Here is a 12545-nt window from a genome sequence, read left to right on the forward strand (position 1 = left end):
CAAATTATTAAGCCTTATTTTACGGCCATTCTGAAGCGATTTTCGACCATCACCTTCACAGGCGTGAGGCCCCTCATCAGCATATAGAAATCGTCCCATTGGAGCCTGCGCACGCCGTCATCGCCCTTTTTGAGCACCTCCCGGAAACGGCCTCGCGACAGTCTTTTTGTGTACATCAAAAATCCGTCGCCATCCCATTTCAACGCCTTCATGGTCTTGCGGTCCTTTGAGAAAAACACATACACATCGCCCGATGCCGGAGAATGCCCCTTCCACGACCACACCATCTGGGCCAGACCCCGGATGCCGTAGCGCATCGATACCGGCTGCCGGCATACCCAGAGCCGCATATCCGCCTCAAGACTCCACATCACTCCTGCGTGTCATGACATCCACCAGAAGCGCCAGCCCCTCCGCGCTTATCTCTCCCAGACTCACGCCTCGGCCCCAACCGAGTTCGATGTGCACGTCACGCACGACACTGGTGGCACCGACATCCCGGCTCTCATCCGCAACCTGAATACCGGGAACCTTAACCTCCCGGAATAACGGCCCGCCACCTTCCCGCGACGAATCCGGTCTCTCCGGCAGACTGCGTTGATAATCGCTTATGCTGATTTTGCGGCGCCGAAGCCACTCATAAAGCCGCTGGACGTTGACGCCGGTACCGGCACAGAAACGGTTCAATGCGATATAGCCGTCTGTCTCGCATTGATTCTTGTAACGCGTCCATGTCTCTGAATAGACATCGGACAAAGACTTGTTATAACCCATGATTCTTTTTGTCGACAAAGATACAACTCTCTTTCGGAGTTCGTCAATATGCTATCGCGGATGGTTGTACGAATATGAAAAAGACTACATATATATTTATCGGGCTTTTTATAGCCGGGCTTGTAGTGACAATAGGGGGAGTCTGCCTTGTGCGCTCGTTCCTTCAGCCCTACGAAGAAGTCCCTGTCGGCGAGGATGAATACTGCACGTTGCCTTTGCAGGATAGATTCTCAACGATTATAATTAATCATAATACAGAGAGAAACGTATTGCTGACAGGCGAATTGAACAACCTTGTCATCCGGGAATGTGATTCGGTCACAGAGCCGAGTTTAAAGACCTGCAAGAGTCTTCGAAATGTTTTCGTTTGTGATTTGGCCAATGACACTCTGCGTCTCACAGTCGATTTCAGCAGGCTTGCAGACTCCGATTCTGCTAAGAAGTTTGTCCGTTTTGCGCTTGACGGCAGGAATCTCGCCACCATAATTGTTCCCGAAGGTATGCTCAGGAATATAAAAGACAAGAAATCAGAAATAGAGATTGAAGATTTCAAAACCTCCTGTCTGAAGGTTGATAGCAAGGGGTTGATATTGAAATCTTGTGTAATCGACACATTGCGTTGCGGTAGTAGCCGTATGAACGAACTCTGGCTTAAAGACACGCATATTCAATATGCCTACATACGTCAGTCGTCAGGCAGGCTGGATGTCGAGGCTGCTGACGGAAGCAGAATCGGACGGATGGAGGTCAGCGGCAAGCGCGATGGCTCCGCCTGTACACTGAACATTGAGCAGGCCAATGTCGGGACAGTTCTATGGACACCTCAGGATTCAACCGCAAGGCTCAATGTACGCCTCAGCAAGCCAATGGAGCTGACACAAGTCGGCGACAAGTAAGAGCCAATAAATTACTGAAGATTGATATATCGCGGACCGGTTGCGGACCTGTGGATGAAAACATATATAAACTGCGATAAAACAACATTTTCTCCATACATAATACAGCCTGAAGAGTCAGGCATAGCAAAGGTCTGGATCGGTCCGCTTTTATCCGATAATCTTACGAACGTGGCATAAGTGACTCATTGATTAACGCAATTTTCGATAGGACACTATAATAATGAGAACCTGTCAATATTCTATAATTGAACGTTGACAGGTTCTATATCTTTCAACATTCTGATTACAGCCGATTGATGTCTATTTCCTTCCGAAGTCGGCAGGGATTTCACCCCACTGCGGAGTGTCCCATGTGAGTATTGGGTTGGTGATTTCGTGGGTCTGAATCCATGCGGTGGCGCGTTGTATCAGTTCGAACAGTTTCGCATTTTTCGCTGTCGGTTTCAGTGTGGTTTTCGGCTGGCGATTGCGCACCCACGAGCGGGCGGTACGTGAATCGGTATAAATAGGTGTATAGTATTTGCCTTGTTTGTGAAGGAGTGCGAGGCCATGAACCAGCGCGAGGTATTCGCCGATATTGTTAGTGCCCTCTTCAATAGGTCCTACATGGAAGATTCGTTCGCCGGTGCGTACCCATACACCCTGATATTCCATCGGGCCGGGATTTTTGGAGCATGCCGCATCTACCGCAAGCGAGTCGAGTTTGATTTCCGGAAACGCTTCGTAATTAACGCTTTCTTTTCTTCCTTTTGCTATTGCTTTGAGTAGTTCAAGCTGCTCTGTAGGATCTCCACGGTAGGCTTCGATCGCAGCTTCCTGTGAATCGAAACTTTTGAATTTAGCATCGGGATAGCCCTTGACCTGTAGCTGGCATTCTTCCCATGAGTCGAACACTCCGGTGGCAAAACCGTTCCACACGACATAAAATTTTCTTCTCGGTGACATCTGCGGTATGTTATGAGAGGGTGAGGTAAATGCTTATATCGACACTGCGCATCCCGATTGCGCGTGCAATCTGCGGGTTTACAATGCGTCCGAAGAATGTGAACGTAGCTTTTTGCATCCCCGGCAAGAGTTTTAGGGCGTTGCTGACACCCTCGCAGCTGACAATCGAACTCATCAGGGTTAGGAAGGTGTTGCTGAGTGCCATTGCAGCCGTACGGGCGACGGCACACCCTGCATGTGTGAAGCATACACGGTCGCGGATGGATGCGGAATTTCTTATAGCAAACACTCCGGCCAGATCGACTGACATCATTGCCGGGAAAGCCGCGCCTGTATCGGATGATAGGTCAAAGGCAAGCACACCTTGTTTCATGATTTCAGTCAGTTCACGTGTCACCGCAAAAGGTTCTCGTGTCGGTGTCACAACGACAACATCCGCACTTCGCAGTGCATTTTCAAGGGTGCGCGGATGAAGGGCCGATGTGATTATCCAAGGTCCGAGTTCCTGTTGGGCGCGGCGTAGTGAGTAAACGTCGTTGTCATACATCCTTACTGTCGCCCCGAGGCCGATTGCCGACCGGGCGGCAGCGCATGCCGCTATGCCGGAACCTATAATAAGGGTCTCGCAGGGGATTATTCCTGCCACTCCGCCAAGAAGGATTCCTTTGCCGCGTGTCGAGTCGGCAAGCAGTGATGATGCCATTGCGATTGATGCCCGGCCGTCGATTTCTGCAAGGATGTCGGCAAACGGCGTGCAGCCGCAGGAATCTTCCACAAGATCGACAGCAATCGAGATTATATGTCTGTGGAGCAGTTCGCGGATAGCGTCTTTGTGCTGGTCAGATGGTTTCAGTAGGGTCAGAAGCATAGCCCCGCGTCTCATCTTTTTGACATCGGTGGCAGTCATGGGCGCGAGATGTATCACAATGTCGCTGCGCAGAGCCTCGTCGCGCGTGACGATTTCTACTCCTGCACGCATGTAGCTGTTGTCCGTGTAGTTGATACACTGTGCCGCGTTCTCCTGCATTTTCACACGGAATCCGCGCTCGATCAGCTGTCCGGCTGCTTCAGGGGTCAGTGGAAACCGTCGTTCGCAAGGATAGTCGCATGCAGGCAGTCCGATGGTGAAACCTCGGTGCGACGTATAAGTTTCCTGTTGCTGTTCCTGAGGGGTTGGTATATCCTGAAGCATGTTTGTCAAAAGTTGGTGGATTGTGTTTTACGCGGGAGATTGAAACGACTGATGAATGCGTTGCATTTTTCCTCTATCTGGTTTTCATCTTCGAGCAGAGTGGAATCAAAAATTTCAGCTGATTTGCTGTAGTGAGGCATACGTTTTTCAAGTTGTTCTTCGATGAAAACGTCAAGCTGCTCGTCAGTGAGTGCAGCTATAAGCGGTCGTTTTTGACGTCCGCGTTTCAGGCGTTCGAACAAACGTTCGTGGGAAGTCTGGAGCAACACTGTTATGCCTCGGCTGTTCATGAGCGACATATTGTCGCCGAAACATGGAGTCCCGCCGCCACACGCCACAAGTACGTTGGATTTTTCACTGACTTCGAGGAGCATCTCTCGTTCAATTCCGCGGAATGCCGCTTCGCCTTCGTCAGCAAAGATTTCACGTATTTTTTTGCCTGCACGGGTTTCGATATAGTCATCGAGATCAATGAACTCAATGTCGCACCGCTGTGCCAGAGCTTTTCCGAGAGTTGACTTCCCACAGCCCATATATCCAATGAGAAATATTGTTTTCATCTTAACAAACAGCTTCTGATTATTCTGGTGATTGCAAATTTAATTAAAAATTCAGCTAATTTTAGGCCATTCAGACAAAAAGATTATGGCATTGTCGTTATCTCTTGTGTGGGATTAGGTCTCTGATATTGATTTTTTCAAGTTTCATTGCCATAAGGACATAGCCGATGAGGAAAGGGGTACGTATGATCATGTTGAGCCACGGACGGTGGCCGAAGGCAATAAGTTCGGAGAAAAACCACAATGTTATGGCACTGATAAAATAAAACGATAGCCGTCCGACATTGTATCTGATAGGATATTTTATCTGTCCGACAATGTAGCTTACGGCCATCATCGTTCCATAGCAGGCAAACGATGCCCATGCACATCCCATATATCCGTAGCGCGGAACGAGTATGATGTTGACCACAACCGTAATGGCAAGTCCAAGTAGAGAGAACCACATTCCCCATGCAGTCTTGTCAGTGAGCTTATACCACAGCGAGAGGTTGAAGAATATTCCGAAAAAGAATTCAGCTATCATCACTATCGGGACGACTTTAAGTCCGCTGAAGTAGCTTGCCGCTATGAAATGCCGGAGTATATCAAGATAGAACATTACAGCAAGGAATATCACCATTGCAAAGATGACAAAATATTTCATCGCGTCGCTATAGCTTTGAAGCTTGTCTTCGCCTCGTTCTTTTGAGCGGGCAAATATAAACGGCTCGTAGGCGAAGCGGAATGCCTGTGTGAACATTACCATCACGATGGCTATTTTCAGGTTGGCGCCATAGATGCCAAGTTGCGACATCGCCTCGGATTTGTCGGGAAACAGGATGGGAAACAGTATGGAATAGAGAGTCTGGTTCATCACGCCAGCGATGCCGAGTACGAGCAATGGGGCGGAATAAATCAGCATCTCACGCCATAGTTTCGGGTTGAATCTGTAAGGGAAGCCTCGAAGTTCGGGGAGGAGAAGCGCCACATTTATGACAGAAGTCATCATATTGGCAAGGAAAATGTAGCCTATTCCGAAGTCAGGGTCATAGAACCATGCTATCCAGCCGGGAGCCTGTTTCCACAGCCAAGGGCAGATAAGGATAAAGAACAGGTTGAGGCCAATGTTGAGGCCGATGTTCACGAGCCGTAGAAATGCGAAGCGCATCGGACGTTTCCTGAATCGCAGATATGAGAATGGAAGAGCCGTGAAAGCATCGCAGGCTACGGCGATAGCCATCATGACAATGTATGATTCATGTAGCGATGAGTGCATCGCGGTTGAAATCGGCTTGATGAATATCAGAACCAGCGCAAGGAAAGCAGTTGAACTGAGCCCGAGTGATATAAGGGAGGTCGAGTAGACTTCCATCGGGTCTTTATATCGCTCGTGGTTGGCAAACCGGAAAAATCCTGTCTCCATTCCGTAGGTAAGGATAATCAATGCAAGAGCCACGATTGCGTAAATATAGCTCACAATACCGTATTCCGACGACGGAAACATCTGTGTATAGAGCGGGACGAGACACCAGTTGAGAAATCGTCCGATGATGCTGCTAAGGCCATATATGGCCGTATCTTTGGCGAGTGATTTGATTCCTGCCATTATTTTGAAGAGTCTAAACGTGAAAAAGTTTTTAGAACAGGCTGCCCATAGGCGCAGGGGGATTTATTTTAAGATGAGTGTAGGCGAGCGATGTCACCTCACGCCCGCGCGGTGTACGGCGAAGGAAGCCTTCCATGATGAGGAACGGTTCGTAGACTTCCTCAATGGTATCCTGCTCTTCGCCTATAGCCGTAGCGATTGTCGACAGTCCGACCGGGCCGCCTTCAAACTTGTTGATCATTGTCAACAGAAGTTTATGGTCCATTTCATCGAGTCCGTAGCGGTCGATATTGAGGGCTTCGAGGGAGAATCGTGCGATTTCAGGCTCGATGTCGCCGTTTCCTTTCACTTGGGCGAAATCACGGACACGTCTTAGAAGCGAATTCGCTATTCGTGGTGTCCCTCGGCTTCGCAGAGCTATCTCGTGGGCGGCCTCGGCGGTACATCTCACACCCAGCAAGGCGGCCGACCGCATGATTATGCGTTCCAGAACCTCATGATTGTAATATTCCAGATGACAGTTGATGCCGAAACGTGCGCGCATCGGAGCTGTCAGCATGCCTGAACGGGTTGTGGCGCCGACAAGAGTGAACGGGGAGAGTGACAGCTGGACTGAGCGTGCTCCCGGTCCTTTATCAATCATGATGTCGATTTTATAGTCCTCCATAGCGGAGTAGAGGTATTCCTCGACTACCCGGGAAAGACGATGGATCTCGTCAATGAAAAGGACATCGTTCTCTTCGAGTGACGTGAGGATTCCGGCAAGGTCGCCGGGCTTGTCAAGCACCGGCCCGGATGTGACTTTGAAGTTTACTCCGAGTTCATTGGCGATAATTCCTGCCAGAGTGGTTTTCCCAAGTCCCGGAGGACCGAAAAGCAGCAGATGGTCGAGCGCTTCGCCTCGCATCCGCGCGGCTTGTACGAATACCTTCAGATTCTCTACCACCTTTTCCTGACCGTTGAACGAGTCGAAAAACGATGGACGGAGAGCCCTTTCAAAATCTTTGTCCGCGCTGACGCGGTCATGTATGTCGAAATCTGATTCCATTAATTCTATGGGGATAATAGGGGCACAGGCTTGTCATGTATATGCGTGCTCCTATGTGATGTCAAATTACAAAATTAGCAAATTTATCTGAAAGCAGACCTCTCGGTATGCTAAATTTTGTAACGGTCTCAAAAACTGATTTTGGAGATATATCCGATTTTGGTTACCTTTGCCGGACTGTAAATTGAAATTTTGCTGAGATGTGAAGATGACGTGTCAGCAATGAACTTATTCTTGGTAATGAACAGAAAAGATTTTGAAATCATGGCTCCTGTGGGGAGCTACGAGTCTTTGCATGCCGCAATCGAGGCCGGGACAGACGCTATATATTTCGGAGTCGAGGGGCTTAACATGCGCTCCCGCTCTTCGGTCAATTTTACCCTTGATGATTTGCGTAACATAGCGTCGATATGTGATAAGGCAGGAGTCAAGACCTATCTTACCGTGAATACTATTATATATGATGGCGAGCTTGACAAGATGCGTGCGGTCATTGACGCGGTTAAAGAGAGCGGTATATCTGCAATTATAGCGAGCGACATCGCTGCTATAACCTATGCCCGTTCAATCGGCGTGGAGATTCATATTTCAACGCAGCTTAATGTGACCAATATCGAGGCTGTAAGATTCTTTGCCCGGTTTGCCGATGTCATGGTTCTCGCGCGTGAACTGAATCTTGATCAGGTCAAGAGTATTGCCGATGCGATAGAGAGAGATGACATACGTGGCCCCAAGGGTGAGCGTGTCCGCATCGAGATGTTCTGTCACGGGGCTTTGTGCATGGCCGTTTCCGGCAAATGCTATCTCAGTCTCCATGAGATGAATTCGAGTGCAAACCGTGGTGCATGCACTCAGATATGCCGTAGGGGCTACACAGTCACAGACCGTGAGACCGGCGACCAGCTTGATATTGAAAACAAATATATCATGTCGCCAAAAGATTTGAAAACAATCCATTTCCTTAATAAGATGATTGATGCGGGAGTGAGAGTGTTTAAAATCGAAGGGCGCGCACGCGGGCCTGAATATGTGAAGATAGCTGTCCAGTCATATTCCGAGGCTATAAATGCGATATGTGATGGTGAATTCACTGATGACAAAATTGCCCGTTGGGATTCAGAACTTGAGAAGATTTTTAACCGTGGTTTCTGGGATGGATATTATCTTGGCCAGCGTCTCGGCGAGTGGTCGGCCAAATATGGTTCGTCGGCCACACGTGTGAAGCGTTATCTCGCCAAAGGTGTAAGATATTTCCCGAAACTTGGAGTCGGGGAATTCGTAATGGAAGCCGGCGAGCTGCATGTCGGTGACGAGGTTGTCATCACCGGGACAGATACCGGGGCTATAATTTTAAAAGTAGAGGAGTTGCGCCTTGAATACGATCCTGTCCCGATGGTTAAGAAAGGAGATAATTTCTCAATCAAAGTCCCGCGAAAGATACGTCCGTCAGACCGTCTGTATGTATGGGATAAGACCGAATAGAGGATTCCTGTTTGTCAGATGATTGCCCGGATTCACTCTTTTAACGGATTCCGGATTCAAGAGACGATATAACGGAATGGTTGACAGTTTAGTCGCCATTCCGTTATGTTATTTATCGTGATAGGAAAAATTGACCAAAAATTAGTCGATACGGAGTTGAAAACGTTAGATTAAAATAAACTTTTAATCTTTAAAAGAGGTTATATTTGCAAGCCCGTTTGTATGTCATAAGTACATGCGGGTTACTCGACGTTTCAACTAAGTTTCCAAATAAATCATGATAATAAGAAGATTTTTACTATCGCTGTTTGGTTTGTATGCTCTTGGCTCTTTCGCACAGACATCTGCGGTGGCAGACGGTAGTGTCGTGACACTTGAGCAATGCCGGGAGATGGCTCTTTCCAACAACAAGAATCTGAGAAAATCGGCACAGCAAATCAAGGTGGCCGGCTATGAGAAGGATCAGGCTTTTGCCGCATATCTGCCTGCTATTGACTTTGCCGGCGGATACATGTATAATCAGAAGGGCGTATCTGTCTTTGGTTCAGACCAGCTGCTGCCTGTGAAGACCTTCAATATTGAGAAGCAGGACTATGAGTTCGGTCTCGTCAAGAATCCGGTGACCGGCGAACCTGTGCTGGTCAATGGCAAGCCTATCCCGGAACAGATGGCCTATCTGCCCAAAGAGGCTTTAAGCTATGACATTCACAATGTGTTTTTCGGTGCTGTCACGCTTACACAACCTATTTTTATGGGTGGTAAGATAGTTGCTATGAATAAGATTACAGGCTATGCGGAAAATCTTGCGCGTGCGATGCACGACAATGCCGCTCAGGATGTGGTCTATGCGGTTGATGCGGCTTATTGGCAGGTTGTCTCGCTGAAAGCAAAGCATAAGCTCGCGGTGAGTTTTGTCAATCTTCTCGACACACTGAGCCGTAATGTATCGCTCATGGTCGAGCAGGGTGTCGCCACCAAGCGTGACCAGCTTACGGTGGATGTCAAGCTGAATTCCGCTCAGGTCGATTTGACAAAAGTTGAAAACGGACTGGTGCTTTCACGTATGGCGCTTGCCCAAGTGTGCGGTCTTCCGGTCCACACAATGCTCACTCTTGCCGATGAGGATGCGGAGACAATCAGTGCGACAGCCCCGATTGCCAAGTCATACAATATGCAGGATGTCTATTCCGCCCGCGAAGATCTCCGCGCTCTTGAACTCGGTGTGAAGATATATAAGGAAAAAGAGAATATAGCCCGGGCCTCGATGATGCCTAACCTTGCGCTGGTAGGGGCATACACCTTCTCCAATCCGAATATGTTCAATGGTTTCGAGAAGAAATTCTCAGGGATGTTTTCGGTCGGTGCTATGCTCACAGTGCCTATCTGGCACTGGGGAGGTAATTATAATAAGGTGCGTGCTGCTAAGGCTCAGACGGTTGCCGCTCGTCTTGAACTTGACAACGCCAAGGATATGATAGACCTTCAGGTCAATCAGGCTTCTTTCAAGGCTCAGGAGGCCGTGAAAACATTTAACATGACTGAAGCCAATCTTGAGAAGGCCGACGAAAATCTGCGTTGTGCCGAAGTCGGTTTCCGTGACGGCGTGATGACGGTCGACAATGTGATGGAAGCACAGACGGCTTGGCTTAAGGCTCATTCCGAGAATGTCGATGCACGGATAGATGTATATCTCTGTGATGTCTATCTCAACAAGGTGCTTGGACGGCTCGATGTCAGTACGCCGGCTTTCGAATAAATTCGAAAAAATAAAAAGTAACATCAACCTCATAATATTTCCTGAAATCATGTCAGATATAAAAAACAGCCCCGCTGCTACTCCCGAACAGCGCGAAAATAAGATCCTCATGGTGGCTATGGGCATAATGGTGGTAATCTGCATAGTGCTTGCGATACTCGGTTTCTGTTTCCTTAATAAGCCTAAGGACATAGTCGAAGGTCAGGCCGACGCTACATCTATCCGTATTTCCGGCAAGCTTCCCGGAAGAGTAATGAAGATTTATGTCCATGAAGGCGATCTCGTCAAGGCCGGTGACACGTTGGTGCACATCCATTCGTCGCTTGTCGATGCCAAACTTATGCAGGCGGAGGGTATGGAGACCGTTGCGCGCACTCAGAACCAGAAGGTGGATGCCGGTACACGCAAGCAGATTGTACAGGCAGCCCGCGATTTGGTCAGTCAGGCTGAGGCGGCCGTAGGCATCACCCGGAAGACCTATACGAGAATGCAGAATCTGTTCAATGAGGGAGTCGTGTCCGAACAGAAGCGTGATGAGGCCAAGGCTGCATACGATGCTGCCGTTGCCGCTCACAAGGCTGCCCAGAGCCAGCTCGACCTTGCTGTCTCCGGTGCGCAGAAAGAAGATAAGGAAAGCGCCGCCGCTATGGTCGATGTTGCAAAAGGCGGCGTGGCCGAGGTGCAGAGCCTTCTCGAAGACCAGTATCTTCTTGCTCCGTGCGACGGTCAGATTGATGCCGTTTATCCGGAGGAGAGTGAGCTCGTGTCGCTTGGTGCTCCGATAATGAGCCTTTTGAAGCTTAGCGACAAGTGGGTGACATTCAATGTACGCGAGGAATTGCTCAATGATATGCCTATGGGTGGAGAAATCGAGATTATGATTCCTGCTCTTGACCAGAAAAAGACTAAGGCCAAAATCTATTATATCCGTGATCTCGGCACTTACGCCACATGGCAGGCCACAAAGGCAACAGGGCAGTGGGACAGCAAAACCTTTGAGGTGAAAGCCCGCACGATTGACTCTATTCCGGCTCTGCGTCCGGGCATGAGTGTCGTGTATTTCAAATAGTCAATCACTGTCCGCATCCCTTCTCCTCATAATTTCTAATCAGAAGTCCCATGTTGTTACAGATTATAAAACGCGAACTACGTCGGCTCACATCAAGAAAGATTTATATCTTCATGATGTTGATTGTCCCGATATGCTTCACTTTTTTCTTCCTCAATCTTATGGGCGAAGGACTGCCGTTGAAGATACCTGTAGGAGTGGTCGATCTTGACCACACATCTCTTTCCCGTAAGGTATGCCGTTCGCTCAATGCAAGTGAACTTATTGACATCTCGGCCGATGCCGAGAGTTTCCACGATGCCATTGAGAAAGTCAGGAGTGGCGAAATATATGGTTTTTTCTATATTCCATCGGATTTTCAGAAAAAGGCCATCAGTGGAGGGACTCCGACATTGTCGTTTTATTCAAACATGGCGGTTTTCGTACCCGGTTCGCTGTCATTCAAAGGCTTCAAGACGATTGCAGTTTTGACAAGCGGCGGCATTGTCAAAACGACACTTGTCGGTATGGGTGCGGATGAGGATACTGCCGGAGCATTGCTTCAGCCTGTAGTGATTCGTAGCCATCCTTTGAATAATCCTTGGCTGAACTATGCAATCTACCTCAGTCCGTCTTTTATTCCTTGCCTTCTGGCTCTGATTGTGTTGCTTATGACGGTTTTCAGCATCTGTCAGGAAAACAAGACCGGAACATCGGTCGAATGGATGAGGTTGGCCCGTGGAAACATGGCAGTCGCTCTTGCGGGAAAACTGTTGCCGCAGACTGTGATTTTCACTTCGGTCGGGGTGGCTATGCAGGCGGTGATGTTCCGTTTCCTCGGTTTTCCGCTTAACTGCCATCCGCTCAATATGATATTTGCGATGCTGCTGCTCGTCATGGCCTGTCAGGCTTTCGCGACTTTTATTACGGAGATGCTTCCGAATCTCCGCATGGCAATGAGTATAGTCTCGCTGACGGGCATTCTGTGTTTCTCGATAGCCGGGTTTTCGTTCCCGGTCGAAAAGATGTATGGCGGAGTTGCAATCTTTTCATATCTTGTCCCGATACGCTATTATTTCCTGATTTATATAGATCAGGCGCTTAATGGCATCCCTCTCTACTATTCCCGCTTTTACTATATGGCTCTTCTCGCTTTCCTGCTACTGCCTGCACTTGGATTGCGGAGGCTTGCCAAACGACTTGAAAATCCTATTTATGTGCCATAGACACAAGACGTTAAAAGATAGATAAAT

The 12545-nt window shown here is 48.6% G+C and carries 12 protein-coding genes; 5 read left to right on the plus strand and 7 right to left on the minus strand.

Features of this window, described 5'->3' with window-relative positions; translation table 11 throughout:
* Positions 1-14 precede the first annotated feature (14 nt).
* Together tnpB and E7747_RS07370 are read right to left on the minus strand one after the other, a co-directional pair.
* Entirely contained in the window at positions 15-371 is a 357-nt protein-coding gene (gene tnpB, locus E7747_RS07365; RefSeq protein WP_136413421.1) for an IS66 family insertion sequence element accessory protein TnpB, read from the minus strand.
* Positions 358-774 carry a hypothetical protein gene (locus E7747_RS07370; RefSeq protein WP_136413419.1) on the minus strand — a complete coding sequence of 139 codons (417 nt, stop codon included), beginning with the start codon at positions 772-774 and terminating at the stop codon, positions 358-360. Before E7747_RS07370 ends, tnpB begins: the two co-directional genes overlap by 14 nt.
* Before the next feature lie 74 nt (positions 775-848).
* Here E7747_RS07370 and E7747_RS07375 point away from each other — a divergent pair, with 74 nt between their 5' ends.
* Positions 849-1670, plus strand: a complete 822-nt coding sequence (locus tag E7747_RS07375) for a hypothetical protein (RefSeq protein ID WP_136415084.1) — start codon at positions 849-851, stop codon at positions 1668-1670.
* Between the two features lie 303 nt (positions 1671-1973).
* Here the strand turns inward: E7747_RS07375 and E7747_RS07380 are convergent, their stop codons facing one another.
* The 5 genes from E7747_RS07380 to ruvB all read right to left on the minus strand — a co-directional run bounded on the left by E7747_RS07380 (position 1974) and on the right by ruvB (position 7006).
* Positions 1974-2618, minus strand: a complete 645-nt coding sequence (locus E7747_RS07380; protein ID WP_136415086.1) for a ribonuclease H1 domain-containing protein — start codon at positions 2616-2618, stop codon at positions 1974-1976.
* Between the two features lie 10 nt (positions 2619-2628).
* Positions 2629-3810, minus strand: a complete 1182-nt coding sequence (locus tag E7747_RS07385; RefSeq protein ID WP_123613447.1) for a Rossmann-fold NAD(P)-binding domain-containing protein — start codon at positions 3808-3810, stop codon at positions 2629-2631.
* 5 nt (positions 3811-3815) lie between these two features.
* A complete protein-coding gene (locus E7747_RS07390; RefSeq protein ID WP_136415088.1) occupies positions 3816-4370 on the minus strand; it encodes a shikimate kinase in 555 nt (184 codons plus the stop codon).
* Positions 4371-4467: 97 nt separating this feature from the next.
* A complete protein-coding gene (locus E7747_RS07395; protein WP_136415090.1) occupies positions 4468-5958 on the minus strand; it encodes a lipopolysaccharide biosynthesis protein in 1491 nt (496 codons plus the stop codon).
* Between the two features lie 31 nt (positions 5959-5989).
* Entirely contained in the window at positions 5990-7006 is a 1017-nt protein-coding gene (ruvB, locus tag E7747_RS07400; RefSeq protein ID WP_136415092.1) for a Holliday junction branch migration DNA helicase RuvB, read from the minus strand.
* A 240-nt stretch (positions 7007-7246) separates the two neighbouring features.
* Between ruvB and E7747_RS07405 the strand changes: the two genes are divergently transcribed.
* The 4 genes from E7747_RS07405 (at position 7247) to E7747_RS07420 (ending at position 12518) form a co-directional block, all read left to right on the plus strand.
* Positions 7247-8488 (plus strand): peptidase U32 family protein, encoded by a 1242-nt coding sequence (locus E7747_RS07405; RefSeq protein ID WP_136415094.1) that lies wholly within the window; start codon positions 7247-7249, stop codon positions 8486-8488.
* Between the two features lie 277 nt (positions 8489-8765).
* Entirely contained in the window at positions 8766-10244 is a 1479-nt protein-coding gene (locus tag E7747_RS07410) for a TolC family protein (RefSeq protein ID WP_136415096.1), read from the plus strand.
* Between the two features lie 49 nt (positions 10245-10293).
* Positions 10294-11313, plus strand: a complete 1020-nt coding sequence (locus tag E7747_RS07415; RefSeq protein ID WP_136415098.1) for an HlyD family secretion protein — start codon at positions 10294-10296, stop codon at positions 11311-11313.
* 50 nt (positions 11314-11363) lie between these two features.
* Positions 11364-12518 (plus strand): ABC transporter permease, encoded by a 1155-nt coding sequence (locus E7747_RS07420; protein ID WP_123613441.1) that lies wholly within the window; start codon positions 11364-11366, stop codon positions 12516-12518.
* The last annotated feature ends 27 nt before the right edge of the window (positions 12519-12545 follow it).

The sequence above is a fragment of the Duncaniella dubosii genome, from assembly GCF_004803915.1.
In the GTDB taxonomy this organism is placed as follows: domain Bacteria; phylum Bacteroidota; class Bacteroidia; order Bacteroidales; family Muribaculaceae; genus Duncaniella; species Duncaniella dubosii.